Source organism: Polyangium sp. 6x1 (genome assembly GCF_029946515.1).
Taxonomy (GTDB): domain Bacteria; phylum Myxococcota_A; class Polyangia; order Polyangiales; family Polyangiaceae; genus Polyangium.
Genome location: NZ_JARZHH010000030.1, coordinates 99476 through 117763, shown reverse-complemented (window position 1 = coordinate 117763; position 18288 = coordinate 99476). Strand labels below are relative to the sequence as shown.

At 68.7% G+C, this 18288-nt stretch carries 13 protein-coding genes; 5 read left to right on the top strand and 8 right to left on the bottom strand.

The window, feature by feature from the left end; genetic code table 11:
* Positions 1 to 18 precede the first annotated feature (18 nt).
* The 3 genes from QHF85_RS26505 to QHF85_RS26495 all read right to left on the bottom strand — a co-directional run bounded on the left by QHF85_RS26505 (position 19) and on the right by QHF85_RS26495 (position 6175).
* Entirely contained in the window at positions 19 to 783 is a 765-nt protein-coding gene (locus QHF85_RS26505) for a hypothetical protein (RefSeq protein WP_281330109.1), read from the bottom strand.
* A 66-nt stretch (positions 784 to 849) separates the two neighbouring features.
* Positions 850 to 4734 carry a hypothetical protein gene (locus QHF85_RS26500; protein ID WP_281330108.1) on the bottom strand — a complete coding sequence of 1295 codons (3885 nt, stop codon included), beginning with the start codon at positions 4732 to 4734 and terminating at the stop codon, positions 850 to 852.
* A 184-nt stretch (positions 4735 to 4918) separates the two neighbouring features.
* Complete coding sequence (locus tag QHF85_RS26495; RefSeq protein WP_281330107.1) at positions 4919 to 6175, bottom strand: matrixin family metalloprotease; 1257 nt, start codon at positions 6173 to 6175, stop codon at positions 4919 to 4921.
* A gap of 501 nt (positions 6176 to 6676) precedes the next feature.
* On the opposite strand from QHF85_RS26495, the gene QHF85_RS26490 reads away from it, so the two are divergent.
* Positions 6677 to 7225 carry an NUDIX hydrolase gene (locus tag QHF85_RS26490; RefSeq protein WP_281330106.1) on the top strand — a complete coding sequence of 183 codons (549 nt, stop codon included), beginning with the start codon at positions 6677 to 6679 and terminating at the stop codon, positions 7223 to 7225.
* A gap of 53 nt (positions 7226 to 7278) precedes the next feature.
* On the opposite strand, the gene QHF85_RS26485 is transcribed toward QHF85_RS26490, so the two are convergent.
* Positions 7279 to 8517: a hypothetical protein gene (locus tag QHF85_RS26485; RefSeq protein ID WP_281330105.1), complete on the bottom strand. Its 1239-nt coding sequence runs from the start codon at positions 8515 to 8517 to the stop codon at positions 7279 to 7281.
* 171 nt (positions 8518 to 8688) lie between these two features.
* On the opposite strand from QHF85_RS26485, the gene QHF85_RS26480 reads away from it, so the two are divergent.
* Both QHF85_RS26480 and QHF85_RS26475 read left to right on the top strand, forming a co-directional pair.
* On the top strand, positions 8689 to 9759 hold the full coding sequence (locus QHF85_RS26480) for a hypothetical protein (RefSeq protein ID WP_281330104.1): 1071 nt from the start codon (positions 8689 to 8691) through the stop codon (positions 9757 to 9759).
* Positions 9760 to 9811: 52 nt separating this feature from the next.
* Positions 9812 to 10855 carry a CapA family protein gene (locus tag QHF85_RS26475; RefSeq protein ID WP_281330103.1) on the top strand — a complete coding sequence of 348 codons (1044 nt, stop codon included), beginning with the start codon at positions 9812 to 9814 and terminating at the stop codon, positions 10853 to 10855.
* Positions 10856 to 10867: 12 nt separating this feature from the next.
* On the opposite strand, the gene QHF85_RS26470 is transcribed toward QHF85_RS26475, so the two are convergent.
* From QHF85_RS26470 to QHF85_RS26460, 3 genes are read right to left on the bottom strand one after another with little or no spacing between them, the layout of a single operon-like run.
* Positions 10868 to 11854 carry a hypothetical protein gene (locus QHF85_RS26470; RefSeq protein ID WP_281330102.1) on the bottom strand — a complete coding sequence of 329 codons (987 nt, stop codon included), beginning with the start codon at positions 11852 to 11854 and terminating at the stop codon, positions 10868 to 10870.
* 35 nt (positions 11855 to 11889) lie between these two features.
* Positions 11890 to 13245, bottom strand: coding sequence for a DUF1552 domain-containing protein (locus QHF85_RS26465; RefSeq protein WP_281330101.1), 1356 nt, complete (start codon positions 13243 to 13245; stop codon positions 11890 to 11892).
* The gene (locus QHF85_RS26460) at positions 13242 to 14909 is read right to left on the bottom strand and encodes a DUF1592 domain-containing protein (protein ID WP_281330100.1); all 1668 of its coding nucleotides are present in this window, start codon (positions 14907 to 14909) and stop codon (positions 13242 to 13244) included. The genes QHF85_RS26465 and QHF85_RS26460 overlap by 4 nt, the downstream gene beginning before the upstream one ends.
* Positions 14910 to 15066: 157 nt before the next feature.
* On the opposite strand from QHF85_RS26460, the gene QHF85_RS26455 reads away from it, so the two are divergent.
* Positions 15067 to 16776 carry a radical SAM protein gene (locus QHF85_RS26455; RefSeq protein WP_281330099.1) on the top strand — a complete coding sequence of 570 codons (1710 nt, stop codon included), beginning with the start codon at positions 15067 to 15069 and terminating at the stop codon, positions 16774 to 16776.
* Positions 16773 to 17315: a CAP domain-containing protein gene (locus QHF85_RS26450; RefSeq protein ID WP_281330098.1), complete on the top strand. Its 543-nt coding sequence runs from the start codon at positions 16773 to 16775 to the stop codon at positions 17313 to 17315. The genes QHF85_RS26455 and QHF85_RS26450 overlap by 4 nt, the downstream gene beginning before the upstream one ends.
* On the opposite strand, the gene QHF85_RS26445 is transcribed toward QHF85_RS26450, so the two are convergent.
* Positions 17316 to 18101, bottom strand: a complete 786-nt coding sequence (locus tag QHF85_RS26445) for a CBS domain-containing protein (RefSeq protein WP_281330097.1) — start codon at positions 18099 to 18101, stop codon at positions 17316 to 17318.
* Between the last annotated feature and the right edge of the window lie 187 nt (positions 18102 to 18288).

Below are 18288 nucleotides of genomic sequence, written 5' to 3'. Positions count from 1 at the left end.
TGGCGAGCTTCGGGGGGCTCACGCCTCCGGATTCACGCCGCACATCTCCGCGACGCGGTTCACCTTGGCCTTGAACGCGTCGCCCGCGGGGTCGACCTTCTTCGACTCGGCGAGCAGGGTCGCGAACCGACGCATGGGCGGCACGCCCTCCTTGAGCGCGCCGAGCATCGCGCTCAGGCTCGACTTCACCTTCGCGTCCTTCACCTGGAGCTTCTCCATCGCCGCGATGAACTTCTCGATCGCGGCCGCGTGCTCGGCGAACTTCTCGCCCTCCATGCGGGGGACCTTCTGCAGCTCGACGCCGAGGGCCTCGCACTCGGCCTTCGGCCCGTTGTTGCACGTCGTGTCGAACGCGTTCGCCGTGGATGTGACCTTCTTTTCCCACGCGCTGAGCTGTTCTTTGATCTGCTCCATCTCGCCGACGATCGGGCCCATCGACTTGAGCTGGTTGCCGAAGCTCTCGGCCTCGTCGGCGAGCTCGGTGACGGCCGCCTTGAAGTCGGGCGTCTCGATGGGCTCCTTTTTGAGGGAGTCGGCGAGGCGGAGGAACGCGCCCGTGAGCGAGCGCATTTCGTCGGCCGGGCCCTTGCCTTTCGGCCGATCCTGGAGGGCGACGAGGTGCTTGCCGACGGCCTCGCACTCGGGCGGCTTGGGCTTGCCGTCGCCCCCGCTCGTGCTCGCGTTTGCGTCGGCGGACGTCTTGGGTTCCTGGGCGGCCCCGCCGCCGCAGGCGACGACGAGGAAGAGAAACGGGGCGAGGACGAGGGCCGAGCGCGTTCGCATCGCGCGGGGATATCCTAGCCCCGGGGCGCGGTCAACCGCGGGAGCGGGCGGGCGTCGCTGGGAGGTTCAGGGCACGGCGAGGCACGCGCCGAGCCTGCGGAAGCCGTTCGGATTGGGATCGTCGGTGCTCGTCGCGGTGACCGTGTCGTACTGGCTATCCCAGTTTTTTCGATAAAGCAGATCGTAGACGCCGGGGAGGAGGCTCGCGGTCCAGGTGGGGCCATTGAGCATGTACCCGCTGCCGCTGTAATTGAAGTACGCGATGGAGTGCAGGGCGCCCGTATCGACGGCGCGGAAGTAGAACGTGGCGCCGGCGTAATAACTCATCGGCGGGATCGGCTGCCCGGCGAGCGTGATCGGGGCCGAGATCGTGGTCATGGGCACGTCGATGTTCAGGGTATTGCTCCCGGGCGTGACCGTGACGTCGAGGTCGAGGATCCGCATGCCGTTCGGGTTGGGATCACCGACGCTGGTGGCGGTGACGGTGTTGTACTGGGAATCCCAGTTCTTGCGGTACCAGAGCTCGTAATCACCGGGCAGCAGGCTCGCGGTCCAGGTGGGGCCGTTGAGCATGTAGCCGCTGCCGCTGTAGTTGAAGTAGGCGACGGAGTGGAACGCGCTGGTATCCTTCGATTTGAGGTAGAACGTGCCGCCGGCGTAGTAGCTCATCGCGGGGAGCGGCTGTCCCGCGAGGGTGATCGTGCCCGAGATCGTGGCCGTCGGGACGTTGATGTTCAGCGTGTTGGCCCCGGGCGTGATGGTGACGCTTTCGCTCAAACGACGCATGCCGTTCGGATTGGGATCGCCGACGCTGGTGGCGGTGACGGTGTTGTACTGGGAATCCCAGTTCTTCCGGTACCAGAGCTCGTAATCACCGGGCAGGAGGCTCGCGGTCCAGGTGGGGCCATTGAGCATGTAGCCGCTGCCGCTGTAGTTGTAGTAGGCGACGGAGTGGAGCGCGCCGGTGTCCTTGGCCTTGAGGTAGAACGTGCCGCCGGCGTAATAGCTCATTGCGGGGAGCGGCTGTCCGCCGAGCGTGATGGTGCCCGAGACCGTGGCCCTCGGGACGTCGATGTTCAGCGTGTTCGCTCCGGGGGCGATCGTCACGCTCTTGCTCAGGATCCGCATGCCATTTGGATTGGGATCGCCGTCGCTGGTCGCGGTGACCGTGTCGTACTGGCTGTCCCAGTTCTTGCGATACCAGAGCTCGTATTCACCGGGCAGGAGGCTCGCGGTCCAGGTGGGGCCATTGAGCATGTAGCCGCTGCCGCTGTAGTTGTAGTAGGCGACGGAATGGAGCGCGCCGGTGTCCTTCGCTTTGAGGTAGAACGTGGCGCCGGCGTAATAACTCGTCGTCGGGAGCGGCTGACCGCCGAGCGTGATGGTGCCCGAGACCGTGGACCTCGGGACGTCGATGTTCAGCGTGTTCGCTCCAGGCGCGATCGTGACGTTCTTGCTCAGGATCCGCATGCCATTGGGATTGGGATCGCCGTCGCTGGTCGCGGTGACCGTGTCGTATTGGGAATCCCAGTTCTTCCGGTACCAGAGCTCGTAATCGCCAGGCAGGAGGCTCGCGGTCCAGGTGGGGCCATTGAGCATGTAGCCGCTGCCGCTGTAGTTGAAGGAGGCGACAGTGTGGAGCGCGCCGGTGTCCTTCGCTTTGAGGTAGAACGTGGCGCCGGCGTAATAACTCGTCGTCGGGAGCGGCTGTCCGCCGAGCGTGATCGTGCCCGAGACCGTGGACCTCGGGACGTTGATGTTCAGTGTGTTCGCACCGGCGCCGAGGACGAGGTTCGTCTGGAGGATCCGCATGCCATTCGGATTGGGATCGTCGGCGCTCGTCGCGGTGACCGTGTCGTACTGGCTGTCCCAGTTCTTGCGGTACCAGAGGTCGTAGACGCCCGGCAGGAGGCGCGCGGTCCAGGTGGGGCCATTGAGCATGTAGCCGCTGCCGCTGTAGTTGAAGGACGCCACGGTATGCTGCGCGCCCGTGTCCCGCGCTTTCAGGTAAAACGTGGCGCCGGCATAGTAGCTCATCGCGGGGATCGGCTGTCCCGCGAGCGTGATCGTGCCGGAGACGGTGCCGAGCGGGACGTCGATGCCGGCGGGCATCGGCGTGGTCGTCGTGCAATCGAGGTTCCCCGCGCAACCGGCGGTCGGCGCGCCCTTGCAGAGGCCGGCCGCGTCGCAGGTGTCGCCCTGCGTGCAGGGGATGCCGTCATTGCAAGCGCTGCCCACGGACTTCGGGATCAGCGGGAAGCTCTGCGTGGCCTCGCTGCACGCGCCGTAGGAGGCGCAGGGGCCGGGCGCGGGCGGCGCCACGGGGACGTTCGTGTGGATGCAGCCGTTTGCGTCCGCGCTCGGGTTCGCGGGCGCGCAGCTCTCGGTGCCCGTGCAATAGAGGTTGTCGTTGCAGAGCGCGTTCGTCGCGGTGTGCTTGGGCGCGCCGTTCTGGCAGACGTCGGTGGTGCAAAGGATGCCGTCGTCGGGGAGGATCGTGTTGTCGACCGTGTTCGCGCAGCCCGTGAGCGCCTGACACGTGTCCACCGTGCAGGGGTTTCCGTCATTGCAAGTGACGGCTGTGCCGCCCGCGCAGGTGCCCGCCTGGCAGGTTTGTCCGGTCAAGCAGAGCGTGGTGGAGCACGCCGCGCCGTTCGGCAGCGTCGTGTAGGTGCACGCGCCGTTGACGACGGTATCGGTGGTGCAGGGGTTTCCGTCATTGCAGGGGGGCGTGTAACACTCGGCCGTGCCGCCGTTGTTCTTGCAGGCCTGGTTCATCGCGAGGCAAGGGTTCGGCTTGCAAGGATCGTCGGTGCAGCCGCCCTGGCCGTCGTCGTGATACCCGGGATCACACGAACAAACCGCGAGCGGGCCGTTCGGCGTGCAGACGGTCTCGTGGGGATCGGCGCACGGATTCGGCGTGCAGGGGTCTTGCGTGCAGCCGCCCATGCCGTCGGGGTGATAGCCCGCGTCGACGTCGCAGTCCGCGCAGGAATCACCGACATACCCCGGATCGCAAGAGCAAACGACGATACCGCCGGCATCCGAGCAGGCGCCGTGCCCGCCGCAGCTCGCGGGCGAGCAGACCTCGTCGACGACGCAGGCGCCGCCCTCGTCGTGATACCCGGCGTCGCAGCCGCACTCCGGCATTCCGCTCGGCGCGCTGCAGACGGTCTGGTTCGGGGTCTTGCAGGGGTTCGGCAAGCAAGGATCTTGCGTGCAGCCGCCTTCGCCGTCGGGGTGGTACCCCATCGCGTCGTCGCACGTCCCGCAATTCGGCGGAGCCCAGCCCGGGTCACAGGCGCAGCTCAGGTTGCCGCTGCCCGCGTCGATACACGTGCCGTGTCCGCCGCAGGTCGTGGGCATGCACGTCGCGTCGGGCACGCAGAACCCGTTCTCGTCGTGCGTCCCGGCGGCGCAGCCGCACACGATCATGCCGCCTTCCACCGAGCACGCGGGTTTGTCCGAGGAGCAAGGGTTCGGCTCGCAAGGGGTATTCGTGCAGCCGCCCTGGCCGTCGGGGATGTAGCCTCCTGCCGTGTCGCAGCCCTCGCAGAAATCGCCCGCGAAGCCGGGATCGCAAGTGCAGACGGGCGCGCCGCTCGATGCGTCGCAGGACCCATGTCCGCCGCACGTGGTGGGCGTGCAGGTGGTATCGGGGACGCACGCGCCGGCCTCGTCGTGATGGCCCGGATCACACGAGCACGTGGCCGCGCCGTTTTCCTCTTTGCATTCGGTGCGATGAGGCTCCGTGCAGGGGTTCGGCGTGCATGGATCGGAGGTGCAGCCGCCGAGCCCGTCGGGGTGCTGCGAGGGCGGGCATTCGCCGCCGGCGTCGGTGCCGGCATCCACGGGCGGTGGAGACGGCGGGGCGTCGTCGCCGCAGCCGGCGTGGAACGTGACGAAGAAAAGGACCCCGAGCAGGGTCCGGAACGATCCCGAGCATTTCATGAATTCGCCTCGAACGGGGAGGGGAGGGACTTGCGGGCGGGATGGTACGGAAACGTTCTGTTCCGTTCAACCGCTTCGTCTGCGTCCCGGTGAGGCGGGGGCGGCGCGGCGCGAGGCGCCGGAAAAAGCAGCAGCTCCGCGCGGCGGGAGGGGCGCCGCGCGGAGCCGCGAAGGCTCGCTCGGCTCAGGGAGACGTGTAGGTCACCGAGAGCTGATACTGGCCCCATTTGTACCCGTACACCGCGAGGAACGCCTGGGTTTGCCCGGCGGGGACGGTCAGGCTGCAGGCCTCGTTCGGGCCGGTCTTGTACGGGCGGCAGGACCATTTCGTGGCCGACGGCTGCGAGCCGAACCGCACGTAAAGATCGGGGTCACCCTTGCCGGTCATCGTGACCTCGAACGTGGTCCCCTCGGCCACGGAGAGCGGGGCGAGCTGCGTGACCTGCCCCTTGTTCACGGTGCCGCTGAAGGTCTGCGTAGAAGGCGTGCCGCCCGGGGCCGGCGGATTGCCGGGGTCGCTCGGATCGCCGGGGTCGCTCGGATCGCCGGGATCGCTGGGGTCACCGGGGTCACCGGGGTCGCCCGGCTGCGGGGCCGGCGAGCCGCCGGGCGCGCCATACAGGGAGACCGCGCCCTGCTTGTCCATGTCGGTGAGCGACAGGGTCTTATCGCCCGTTCCATTGCATTGCGGGTAATGCATGACGGACTTGCTGTCGTAGGGGGTGAGCGCGCGCCACTGGTTGTCCTCGAAGCACGTGCCGGCCTCGGGGCGGGTGTGCTCGTGGCGGAAGCCGAGGGTGTGGCCGAGCTCGTGCCGCAGGATGCCGGTGAGCGTCGTCGGACCATTGTTGCCGAACGCGCCGCCGTCGATGAGCACGTTGCGGCTGCTGCGGGCGTCGCCGGGGAAGAACGCGCGCGCGAGGTACTGGCCGTTGGAATTCGTGGGCCGCACGTCGAAGAGGACGTTGCTGTTCTGCGCGCTGCAGCTCGCATCCTGCGCGGAGACGTGCTTGTATTTGACGTTCGTCACGGCCTCCCAGGCGGCCGTCGCGTCCTTCATGGCCTGGACCGCTGCGTTGTAGTTGTTGCCGAAGGTCGTGCTCACGCAGTACGTGAGGTCGAGCTTCTGCGTGTCGTTCCACTTCGCGTCCTGGCCGCCGTTGCGGTGGACGATGAGCGCGCCGTTGCGAACGTACGTCTCGTAAAACTCCTCCAGCTTCTTGATGTCGTCGACCGGCGTGTCGCCGTCGACGATGTAGATGCCCGTGTCGGGCTCACGATACGTAACGGCCTCGAACGCCTCGAAGCTCGTATACGTGTCGGCGACGGCTTCATCGCCGCTCGGCGCTCCCACGCAGCCGGCGCCGAGAGCGCCGGAGACGAGGACGAAAGCAACCACGGATCGGCTCGCAAAGCCGATGTTCTTCGTACCAGCGCTCATCGTATTTCCTCCATGGCCCCGGCACCCAGGGCGGAGCCATCGGGACATTGATTGTGGATGACGCAAGGAAGCAGAATGCGCAGAGGTGCGTCAATCCAGGCGCACGATTTCGTCCGAGTGCAGACGCACGAAATTCCATTGCGCACCCAAGGGTTCGTCGAAATCATGTATTTATGCGAAAAACTCGTAAAGGCGCGAAGCGGCGTTGCCTGGTCCACATGTTTTGAGGGCGCGAGGCTCTGGATCTCGGGCGTGCGCGGCCGCCACCTCCCGAGGACGACGAGCCCGCCGAGCGTGCGCAGGGACGAGACAAGTCGAGCCCGCGGTTTTACGAGAACGAACATTCGTAGGCAGCTGGCTCCCGTTTTCATCGGGCTCCGTGCCATTGCAATCGTGCGTGCGCCGAGGCTCCCCTCCGGGAAAATGGTTCGAGGTTCGTCGCGTTCACGAGGCAGGCGATGCGGCCTTGCGGGGGCCGCGGAGCGAGGCTAGGGAAGGCGCATGAAGCCCTGGTCCGTGATGCAGAGCCGCCCGATCGTCGCGCGTCGGTGGTTGACCGTCCACGAGCAACGCATCGCCCTGCCGCACGGCGGCGAGATCGACGAGTTCCACGTGATCGAGGCGCCCGACTGGGCGTCGGTGCTGGCCGTGACGGAGGATGGGCAGGTGGTGTTCGTCGATCAGTACCGGCACGGGGCGGCGCGCGTGAGCCGCGAGCTGCCGGCAGGCGTGATCGACGCGGGCGAGACGGCCGAGCAGGCTGCGCGGCGCGAGCTCGAAGAGGAGACGGGATTCGTCGCCGCGACGTGGCTACCGCTCCTCTCGACGAACACGGAGCCGAGCCGGCATACGAACCGCGCCCATTTCTTTTTCGCCGCCGGCGCGCGCCGTGCCTCCGAGCAGCGGATGGATCCCGCCGAGAACATTCACGTGGCGCTGATGGACCCAAAGGACATCGTGCCCGCGATCGAGCGCGGGCAGATCATCCACGGCGTGCACGTGGGCGCGATTTTGCTCGCGGTGCGGCGCGGGCTTTTGTCGCTCGATTGAGGCGAGGGAAGGGCCGGATCACGCCCGGGTGAGCGTGATCCGGCGGGGGAAGGTCACTTCGCGAGGCAGGCTTCGAACTCGGTCTTGCAGACGACCGTCGGATCCTGGCCCGGGCCGAGCCTGAAGAGGCAACGCAGGGCGGCGGACATCTCGTTCGAGACCGTGGGGTCGGAGTTCGTCACGCAGGGCGTCATGCCCTCGAGAGCGCCCATACCCGAGCCGAGGGCTTGCTGCACGCACGAGAAGGATTCGGCACACGTCGCCTTGCCATTGCCCACCCATTCGGCGCCGATGAAGTTCTGCTGGTTGGGGGCGGCCGCCTCGGCGAGGCAGTTCGCGGTCGCCGGCTCGGCCGGGTAATACGAGCCGATGAGCATGCACATCTCGTCGGTCGAGCGCGGCCCCTGGAAGACGTTCCGCATCTCGCCGTTCGAGTAGTCGCACTGGTAATCGAACCACGAGCCGGCCTTGACCTGGAGCCCCGCCCCGAAATCCTTGACCGGCACGTTTTCCCACGTCTCGCTCGTGTAGAAGGGGTCCGCCTCTCCCACGATGGACGCCGCATACCCGACGCCGCGCGCGTGCATGTGCGACTGCACGTTCACGATCGTGATGTCCTTGTGCACCGGGCAGCGCATGCGCGCGCGGCCCTCGCTCATGGCACCGACGTGGATGAACGGGTTGTAGAGGAAGAGGACGTCGCCCTCCGTCTGCACCTCCGTCTCGGGGACCGAGTAGAGGTTCACCCGGACCTCGGGCTCGATCGTGTTCATCGAGGCGTTGATGTAATGCGCGTTCATGAGGAGCACCGCGCCGGGGCGCACCTTCATGGCCACGCCTTCGGGGAAGCTCAGGAAGGACTGGCCGTCGCCGTTCTGCGAGCCCGCGATGAGCTTCTCGACGGCCCAGCCATTCGTGGCGCCGTCGGAGCAGTCGAACACGCCGCTCGTGTCGACGGCCGTGCCGTCCTCTTTCTGGGTCGGGATGTCTTCGTAGCTCGTCTGGTAGAGCAGGAAGTGGTGGCTGCCCTTCGTGAAGCGCACCTGGTCACGGTTCACGTAGAGACCCTCGGCGGGCGCTCGCACGAACATGCAATGCTCGCCTTCGGTGCCGGGATCGAGCTTCGTGATCATCTTGAACTGCACGCCCTCGCCCGCTTCCGGGGGCGCGAGCAGCTCTTCCCCCGGCTGCCCGGGCGGCGCGGGCTCCGAGCCTCCACAGCCCACGAGGGCCGGCAGGGCGAGGGTGAGGGAGGGGATGGCGGTCCTGATTAAGAACGTGCGAAGATTCATGGCCGTTCGTGTTAGTGACCGGCGGTCACAAAGTCAACTCCCGGAAGGTGAAGAATTGTTGCCCGACAGGTGAAGGAATGTTGCCCGCGAGGGGCGCTTGCCTTTCGTGCCCGTTCGCGGTAAAAAGTTCATCGGTCGCGCAACTTCGGGTGTGGGTGGGAATCGGCGGACATGGCGGACCCGACGACGAGTGAGCTCCTCGGGCAGCTCCCCCCGGTGGTGGAGCTTCGTGACATTGGTTTGTCCTTCACGCTGCCCCGCGGGAAGAACCTCAGCCGGACGTGGGTCCGCGCGCTGCGGACCGAGCTCGCGAGCCGCGTGCGCCTCCGGATCGCGCAGGATCGGCTGACCTTGCGGTGTGATCCGCCGATCGTCGTCGACGCATTGTGGCCCGCGAAGAACATGCTGTTCGGGGGCGCGGACGTGCGGTTTTCGGACGCGCGCATCGAGGCGTGGGTCTCTCCGATCGACGGCCCGGGCGAGGGGCTCCTGGATTTCACGGACGAGGCCAAAAAGCAGATCGTGGAGATCATCGCCGCGGGCCTCCGCGGCACGAAGATGGCGAGTCCCGGCTATGATCCGATGCGGGACGAGGCTGCGCTCGCGACGCTCGAGGCCATCGCCGACAATTTCCGAAACGCGCCGTCGAGCGGGGCGTCGGACGTATCCATCGCGGATCTCGGCGATCCCGCGGCCGAGGCGACGCTCGCGCTGCGCGAGGCGTTCGTGCACGAGCAGAACGGCACGGGGCTCTCGGTCGCGGCCGGCGGGGCGATCCAGGTGCAAATCAAGGGGAGCGGGAACCTCGCGGCGATCGCGGCCGAACGCTCGAACCCGGAGCGCGTGCGCGCGGCGAACCTGCAATCGATCACGATCACGAGCGAGGCGCTCTCGGTCGTGCACGGCGGGAGCCCGATCGTGGAGCTCGGGTGCATTCGTATCGATCGCGGCGGGGCCGTGACGCTGTCGCGGCTCAGGCTGCGCGGGACGCTGGAGGAGGTCGCGGGGCTCGAATCACTGGTGCGCGTGGTTGCGGGGGTCGTGCGCTTCGCCGGGTGCGAGGTGTCGCTCGACGCGGGGATCGCGCTCGCGGCCAAGGACCCAGCGTCGGAGGCCTCGATGGTGCCCGGGCTCGTCCGGAGCAAAATCGAGGAGGTGCTGGCCGAGGGCGTGCGAAAGCTCGTGCACGAGCACGCCGAGGCGATCCCGGGGCTCGATCTGCGGGACGTCCTCGCGGTCTGAGCGCTGTCGGAAGTTTTCGCGCGGCCGGGCGATGGTGTACGGTATCGCCTGAATGCAAGCGCGCCGCGCCTCGGCTCTGACGCTCCTCGGGCTCGTGCTCGCGGCGGCGTGGTTTTCGAGCGGCGCGTCGGGCGCGCCGGGCCTTCCGGTCCCGCTCGCGAGCGCGATTCCGAGGCCCGTGGCGCCCCCCGTGTCCCTGGAGGCGCCGCCCGTCGCAGAGGCGCCGCGCGCGACCGTCGCATTCGTCGGCGACGTATCGATGGCGCTCGGCATAGGTTCGGTGATCAAAAAAGGTGAGGAGCCGGCCTTTCCTTTCGCGCACGTGGCCGAGCGGTTGCGATCGTACGATCTGCTCGTGGGGAACCTCGAATGCGTGGTCACGTCGCAGGGGGAGCCCGCGATCCCCGAGCCGCTGGTGGCGCCGCTTTCAGCGCCGCGCTTGCTCCTCGATGCGGGCTTCGACATGGTCTCGGTGGCGAACAACCACACGCTCGACATGTCGGAGGCGGGGTATTTCGAGATGATCGAGCGCCTCGATTCCGCGGGGCTCGGGAATTTCGGGACGACGCAGGCGAGCCCCGGGCGCGAGGCGTTCGTGGTGCGGGAGGTCTCGGGGGTACGAATCGCGTTGATCGGTCACGTGGATCGAGGGATGCCACGGGCGCGGCAGGACGTGCAGCGGGCGCGGGAGCGCGCCGACGTCGTGATCGTGTTCGTGCACTGGGGGATCGAATACGCGCTCACGCCCTCGAAGTACCAGCGCGAGGCGAGCCGCGCGCTGATCGACGCCGGGGCCGACGCGGTGATAGCGGCGCACGCGCACGTGGTGCAGCCAGCCGAGCGGTATCGAGGGCGGCTCATCGCGCACGGGATCGGGAATTTCGTGTTTTCGGGCATGACGCGGACGGGGAGCCACACGGGGACGCTCGTGGAGCTCGACGTGACCCGGGGCGGGATCACCGGGCATCGGTTCCTGCGGGTCGCGATCGACGATCGCGGCGCGCCGCGTTTCGTGGGGGAGCCGAGCGAGGAGCCGCCGCTCGATCCGCCCGGGCCGCGGCCGCTGCCGCCCATCGAGGGGGAATCCGTCCGGTGACGTGGGAGAGCGTTAGCTTCGTCGTCTGAAGCTCCGGGCGAACGCGACGGCGCCGAGGATTGGCAGGAAAAACGAGCGCGCGTCCGCGTTTTCGGGGGCGCCGATCGTGCACGCGCCGCTGGAAGGCTCGGCCGGCGTGGTGTCGCCGCCCTCGCCGCCTTCGCCCCAGCCGCCGCCGCCCGTGCCGCCGGCGCCCGACGTCGACGAGCTCGCGCCGCCGGGGACGACGGGCTGGGGGTCGTCCACGAGATACAGCGCGCCGCGAAGGAAAAGCACAGGCCGCGGGCGGAGCGGCGTTCCCTCGACGAGGGCATACACCTCGGCCGCGGGGCGCACGGCGGCTTTTCCGATGTCGAAGCGCCAGGTCGCCGCGGCGCCCGGCGAGACGAGCCGGCGCACGCCGCCGTCGAGGAGCCAGGTTTGTCCGGTGCCGTCGTCGGCCTGGACGAGCTCGGGTTTGTCGGGGATATCCGGTCCGTCCGGGAGCAGGTCGGCGTCCGCCGCGGGCAGGGGCAAGAGGTCCCAGAATGAAGAGAATCGCCAGGCGTCATATGTGGGGACGCCGTCGACCTTGCGCCGCACGCCCGATTGCGCGGCAGGCGGGCACTGGAGCGTGCGAGGGCTGTTGCCGAGCACCGGATTGCCCTCGCCGCCGGTGTCGATGCCGTAGGCATAGACGTCTCGGGCATTGCCGTCGTGAAAGGCGAGCGGCGAGGGGGCGAAGAAGCCATGCTCGCATGAGCCGATGGCCGCGCAGAGATCGTCGCGATGGACGTTCGCGCGGACGGCGATGGCGGGCGCGCCGGGGGTGCCCGCGGGGACGCCATAATAAACGTGGACGTCGATGGGCTGGTCCGGGACGTCGGGATCCTGGGCCCAGCCGGCGATGGCGTCGCACCCGGCGTTATCGAGGTATCCCGTCGGCTGGACGGCGAGCGCCGCCCGCGGGACGAGGAGCGAGCACGCGAGGAGAGCCGCCGCGGGCCCGAGGGTTCGCAAGGACGAGAGGTGTTGGAATGGCAATGGCACGCGCCTCACACGAGGATGTCGCCGAACGCTTCGGACGTCTCGCCGCCGTTCCAGCCGAAGCTCGGCGTCTCCAGGCCGACGCCGCGAAGCATGGTCACGTGGGCCTTGCTGTAATTGCCGCCGGGGTCGCGGACGTGGACGTTGCGGCGAATTTTTCCATTGGCGCCGCCCGCGAGGACGCAGGGCATCTCGGCGACGCTGTGCTGATACCCTTCGCCGTACTCGGAGAGGCCAAAGACGAGCGCGCGATCGAGCAGCGTGCCGCCCGTCGGCTCGACGACGGCCTGGAGCCGGCCGAGGAACGCCGCGAAGGCCTGCATTTGATACAGGATGCCCGCGCGGGCGTGATCCCAGGCGCCCTCGTGGACGGTGGCGTGAAAATCGTTGGGGACGCCGAGGTTCGAGAAGACGTGGGTCGTCGCGGGCGAGCTCAACATGAACGAGAAGACACGCGTCATGTTGCAGGCGAGCGCCGAGGCGAGGAGCGAGCCCATGATGTCGGTCTTCGCGACGAGCTCGTCGTTCGGCGCGGGTTTGCCCGGGGGCGCGCAGGCGTCGCCCGAGAATTCGAGGCGGCTCTTGACGCTGTGGAGGTGCTCGAGGTGGGCCTCGATGCGCTGCTTGTCGGCCGCGCCGACGCGGGCCGAGAGGCTCTTCGCGTCCTCCATGACCGCGTCGAGCAGGAGCGCACGGCGCTTCATTCCGGCCGTGTCCGCGGCCACGCCGAACAGGAGATCGTAGAGCTGCCCCGGATCGAGGATCGGCGGGTTCAGGTCGTCCGGGCCATTGTACGAGATCGCGTTCCAGTGACCGTAATCGTGGAACCGCGCGGTGCTCGCGCCGAGGATGAGCGAGCGGAAGCGCGGGCTCTCCGGGCCGTAGAAGGCCGGGTGTTTCGCGACGTACTGGTCGAGCGTCGGGCGCAGCGCCGTGAGCGTGTGCGAGGGGTGATCGAATCCCTCGGGGCGAATGCGATCGCCGGTCATGGAGACCATGAAGCCGCGCATGTGCCCGTCGCTCTGGCCCGCCGGGAGATCGGGCACTGCCGTGTGCGGGGTCAATCCCGTGACGACGCTCGGCTGGTAGGGCGCGAGCGGCGCGAGGAGCTCGCTCGGCGCATAGTCCTTGCCTGTCGCGGCGGGCGTCCAGAGGTCGGGGTGGCCGGCCTGGGGCGCGCCGTGGCCGTCGTGCCAGGGCAAACCGCCGCCCCAGAAGAAGATGCCGAAGATCGGCCCCGTGGACGCCGCCTCGGCGTCGCGGGATCCGAGCATCGCTTCGAGCGTGGGCAAGGCGAGGGCGACGGCCGTGCCGCCCACGGCGCCCCGGAGGAAGGTTCGTCGGGAAAGGGGCGTGGTCTTCACGGGCTCTGCTCCTCGCCGATGTAACGGAAGGCGTCGTGCGTGACGAGCTCGATCAGGAGGGTGCGGAAATCGAAGGAGGCGCCGGCGAAGCGCGAGGCGAGGTCCTCGAGCGCGAGCCGTTCGCCCTTCGTTTCGAGGCGTCCCTGCGCGTGACGATAAAGCTGCTGGACCATGCAACGGCCGACGCGGGGCTCGGTCTCGAGGACCGTGGCGAGGCCGCGCGCGTCCGCGAGCGGTTTGCCGTCGAGGTCGCCCGATGAATCGATGGGCAGGTCGCCCTCGAAGACGGTGCGGTAATACCCCGACGAGTCGAAATGCTCGAAGAGGAAGCCGGGCGGGTCCATGAAGGTATGGCACGCGGCGCAGGCGGGGTTCGTGCGGTGCGCCTCCATTTGCTCGCGCACGGTTTTGGGGTCGCCCATCGGCGGATCGAGCGTCGTGTCGACGCCCGGCGGCGGGGCCGGAACCTCCAGGCAGAGGACGCGCTCGCGGACGTATTTGCCGCGCGCCGTGGGCGAGGTGCGGGTCTCGTGCGCATTCATGGTGAGGAACGCGCCGAGCGTGAGCAGGCCCGCGCGCGGGCCGTCCGCGGGCAGCTCCACCGGGACGAACGTGTCCGTCGTCGCGCCGGGCGCCTCGATGCCGTAGAGCGCCGCGAGGTCCGCATTCACGAACGTCTTGCGGGTGCTGAAGATGCTGCGCGCGTCGCCGCGGCTCTCGAAGACGACGTCCTCGACGAGCAGCTCGACCTCGCGGCGCATTGCTTCCCTGATGGTGGGCGTGAAATACGGATATGCGGCCGGGTCGCGCTGGATGCCGTCGAGGCGGCCGAGGTCGAGGTATTGCCGGAAGAATGCCTGCATCGCCGAGCGCGCGCGCGGATCGTCGAGCAGGCGCTCGGCCGCCGCGGCGATGCCATCGCTTTTGTCGAGGTCGCCGTTTTCGGCGGCGTCGAGGAGGGCGTCGTCCGGGCCCTGGTTCCAGAGGAGGAACGAGAGGCGCGTGGCCATTTCGTACCCCGTGAGCTTGCGCCGGCCGGGGGCCCCGTCGTCGGGGACGCCGAGCTCGGCGCGATAAAGGAAATGCGGGGACTGGAGCAGGCCCGAGGTCGCGAGGCGCAGGCCCTCCCACGCGCTCGGATCCGCGAGCGTCTGCGAGATTCCAACCCAGCGAGAGACCTCGTCATTCGTGAGCGGTCGCCGGAAGACGCGCCGGCCGAAGCGGCGCAAAAAGCCCTCGACGCACGCGTCGCCGGGCGCGGCAGGCTCGCAGCCGACGAAGGCGGCGCGCCGGGCCGGATCCGCGAAGACGTAGCGCGTGAGGGCGTCGGCGGACTCCTCGTACTGCTGCACGCCGAACTCGGAGAGCGTCGTGCTCGAAGCGCCGATGTTGTAGAAGAGGAACGGCTTCGTGTCGTCCTCGAGCGGCGCCTTCGGCATGCTCGCGCCGAAGAGCTCGACGAGCGAGCTCTGGTACTGCGCGGCCGTGAGCCGCGGGAGCGCAGGCGCGGCGAGGACGAGCGACTCCGCTTCGGTGGTGTCCTCGTCCGCGTCGCCGATGACGCCGACGCATGCGGTGAGCGAAGCGCCGAAGACGGCGATTGCAGCGGAAAACCCGAGCCACCGCGCTCGGGATCGCCCTGGATGCGGACGTCGTTGGACCATGGCCGTACGCGAAGGGTACAGCGGAGCCGAGGGGCAGGGAAGAGACAAGGTAGGGCCCTCGTCCACGCTTTTCGGGAGGCGCGCGAACACTCCGGTGGAAGAAGTCCCGTACGGCCGGAGGGCTTCCGCGGGGCGCGGATTCGCGTATCGTGCGCGGGTGGCTCCCGTCCCCGTGACGTTTTTCTACCGGCCGGAGCGGCCCGCGGCGTTCGCCTCGCTCTGCGGGGAATGGTCGGCGTTTCGACCGACGCCCATGGCGCGGCGCGAGGACGGCTCGTTCGAGGCGACGATCGAGGCGGCGATCGGGGTGTACGAGTACAAGCTGCACGTGGAGGGCGCGCGCTGGGAGCTCGATCCGGAGAACCCGCGGACGCGGGCGCGGGGCGGGCTGCGGAACAACGTGCTCGTGGTGGGCGGCGCGGACGAGCCGATCCTGCACGCGCCGGTAAGCCCGTTCGTGGGCGTGGAGAAGGAGGGGCGGCTCTGCATTCGCGCGGCGCTGCGTCGTGGGCACGGCAGCGGCCTCGTCGTGCGGTGGGACGAGGGCGCAGGGGCGCGCGAGGAGGCCATGCACGTCGCGGCGGAGGAGGACGAGCACGTGGTGTTCGAGGCGCGGCTGCCGGCGTCGGCGCGTCGCGTCGCGTACGTGTTTCGATTGGAATCGGGGCGGCTCGTCGGGCGCGCGGGCGGGGCGGGGCAATGGTTCTCGATTCCGAGGCCGGACGCGGCCCGAGGCGAGGGGCGGGGCGAGGGCGCGGCGGCGACGTCGATCGAGGGGGCCGCGGGGCCGGGCGCGGCCGGTGACGCGTTTCGCGCGGGCAGCGTGGTCGCGCCGCTGCCCGTGCGGCTTTACGTCACCGTGACCGAGCGGTGCAACCTGCGCTGCGCCCATTGCATCACGGACGCGCCGGAGAAGACGCGGAGCGGGAGCGCACGCACGATGCAGCCGTGGCTGCTCGACGCGCTGCGGGATCCATTCGCGGCGGCCGATTACGTGGGCTTCGTGCACGGCGGCGAGGCGATCGTCGCGCCGATCTTCCCGGAGGTGCTCGCGGCGATCCAAAAGGCCCGCGCGGGTCGTCCGGGCCGCACGGACGTGCATTTGCTGTCGAATGGAATGGCGCTCGACGAGGCGCGGTTCGACGCGCTCTGTGATCTCGGGCTGACGAGCCTCTCTCTTTCGCTCGACGGAGCGACGGCCGGGACGAACGACGGGCTCCGGATCGGCGGGCGGTTCGCGACGATCGTGAAGAACATCGAGGGCATGATCCGGCGTCGCGCGGCGCGCGGGATCGACGTGCGGATCGGGATCTCGGCGGTCGTGACGGCCTCGAATGTGGAGGAGCTCTCCGCGCTCGGGAGGCTCTCCGCTTCGCTTGGGGTCGATTGGTTGAAGGTCGAGGAGGTCTTTCCGTGCACGGCGCGGGCCGAGGTCGAATGGCTCGACCCGCGGGGCGAGCGGATCACGCGCGCGGTCCGCGAGCTCGGGGCGATCCTCGCGCCCGCGGGGGTCGTGCTCGTGGATCACCTCGATCCGCGCGGCGCCTGTCCCTGCATCGCCGGCGACGATCCCGCGCTGGGCGCATTTCGCGCGGCCGACGATTTCGCGAACCGCGCGCGCTTCCTGACGTGTCGCATGGAATGGGAGCAGGCGTGCATCGACCCCGACGGGAGCGTGCATCCCGTGGCGTACGAGGCGTCCGTGATCGGCTCGCTCGCGTCGTCGCCCCTCGTTTCGCTCTGGAACGGAGAGGTGATGCAGGGGATACGTCGCGCGGCGCTCGAAAGGACACCCGCGCCGATCCGGCAGTCCTGCGCCGAGGCGCCTTGCGCCCCGGCCGCGCGGCGTGCCACGATCGCCCCATGAAGCGCTTTGCACCTTTCTATGGGCTCGTGCTCGTTCCTTTCCTCCTTTCGGCCGCGGGCTGCTCCGACGACGAGGGTTCGTCCGGGGACACGAATGCGGGCGAGCCGGCCTCGATGCAAGGGATCACCGCGGCCCACAACGCGGCGCGCGCGTCCGTCGATCCGGCGGCGTCCGAGCCGCTGCCGCCGCTCGTGTGGTCGTCCGAGATCGCCGCCGTCGCCCAGGCCTACGCCGAGAAATGCGTCTGGGAGCACAGCTCGAACGACTATGGCGAGAACCTCTACGCGAGCTCCAATGGATCGAGCGCGGAGCAGGTCGTGTCGAACTGGGTCTCCGAGAAGGCCGATTACATCTACGCGTCGAACGAGTGCTCAGGCGTGTGTGGGCATTACACCCAGGTCGTCTGGGCGAACACGACGAAGCTCGGCTGCGGCAAGGCGAATTGCAGCACGGGCTCGCCGTTCGGCGGCGGGGATTGGGAGTTCTGGGTCTGTAACTACGATCCGCCCGGCAATTTCATCGGGCAGAAGCCGTATTGATCAGGTCGCGGCGAGCACGCGCGCGAAGTCGAGCCCGGTGATCACGCCGACGAGCTCGCCGTTCTCCAGCACGAGCACGCGGCGCGCGCGCGACTCGAAGGCGTGCGCCGCCGCGCGGTAGAGCGGGGTCTTCACGTGCTGCGTGAGGATGCCGTAGTTCATCACGTCCTCGACCTTCGTCTCGGGCGCGAGGTTGCGCGCCGCGAGCGCCTCGACCTGCGTGAAGACGCCGACCGGGTGGCGATACTCGTCGATGATCGCGAGGCCCGTCACGTGCGTGCGGTCGAGCCGCGAGGTGGCGTCAGCGATCGTGGCCGTGACGGGGAGCGAGATCACGGGCTTCGTCATCACGTCGCCGATCGCCCCTTCGAGGCGAAGCGCGCGCACGGAGGAGAGCACCTCCTCGATGCTGAAGACGCCGACGATCTTGCCTTCCTGCTCGACGTACACGCGGTGCACGTGCTCGTCGGCCATGATCCGCGCGGCGGCCGTCACCGGCGCGCTCGGCGCGACCGTGATCACGCCCTTGTGCATGTGCTCCGAGACAGGCTCGGTGGGCAGGTCGATCGGCTGGATGCCCGCGAGCGAGGCCGGCTGCAGCCGACCGATGCGCAGGAGGTCGGTCAGCGAGACGACGCCGAGCGCCTTGCCTGCGGCGTCGACGACGGGCACCGACGAGATGCGCCGCGACGCGAGCAAGTGGTAAGCCTCATCCACGAGCGTGTCGGAAGTCACCGACAGCACGGGGGATTTCATCAGCGTCGAGACGAGGAGGGGAGTGGTCATGGTGGCGGCCCCTGGCAAAACGTTTGCCAAGTCATATACAGGCCCTCCGTCCCCCTTGTCGAGCCCCATCACGCAACCTTTGCGTGCTCGGCGCAACGCGCGCGCGTCCCGAGACCCGGGATCATCGTCGTAATGAGGCTGTGGTCCTCGGTACAGCGGCAGCATTCGAGGGGGATGCGTTGTGGAA

Bases quoted from the DNA above. Each gene is read 5' to 3' on its own strand.
- QHF85_RS26505 (WP_281330109.1), bottom strand. From the start codon at position 783: ATGCGAACGCGCTCGGCCCTCGTCCTCGCCCCGTTTCTCTTCCTCGTC.
- QHF85_RS26500 (WP_281330108.1), bottom strand. From the start codon at position 4,734: ATGAAATGCTCGGGATCGTTCCGGACCCTGCTCGGGGTCCTTTTCTTC.
- QHF85_RS26495 (WP_281330107.1), bottom strand. From the start codon at position 6,175: ATGAGCGCTGGTACGAAGAACATCGGCTTTGCGAGCCGATCCGTGGTT.
- QHF85_RS26490 (WP_281330106.1), top strand. From the start codon at position 6,677: ATGAAGCCCTGGTCCGTGATGCAGAGCCGCCCGATCGTCGCGCGTCGG.
- QHF85_RS26485 (WP_281330105.1), bottom strand. From the start codon at position 8,517: ATGAATCTTCGCACGTTCTTAATCAGGACCGCCATCCCCTCCCTCACC.
- QHF85_RS26480 (WP_281330104.1), top strand. From the start codon at position 8,689: ATGGCGGACCCGACGACGAGTGAGCTCCTCGGGCAGCTCCCCCCGGTG.
- QHF85_RS26475 (WP_281330103.1), top strand. From the start codon at position 9,812: ATGCAAGCGCGCCGCGCCTCGGCTCTGACGCTCCTCGGGCTCGTGCTC.
- QHF85_RS26460 (WP_281330100.1), bottom strand. From the start codon at position 14,909: ATGGTCCAACGACGTCCGCATCCAGGGCGATCCCGAGCGCGGTGGCTC.
- QHF85_RS26450 (WP_281330098.1), top strand. From the start codon at position 16,773: ATGAAGCGCTTTGCACCTTTCTATGGGCTCGTGCTCGTTCCTTTCCTC.
- QHF85_RS26445 (WP_281330097.1), bottom strand. From the start codon at position 18,101: ATGACCACTCCCCTCCTCGTCTCGACGCTGATGAAATCCCCCGTGCTG.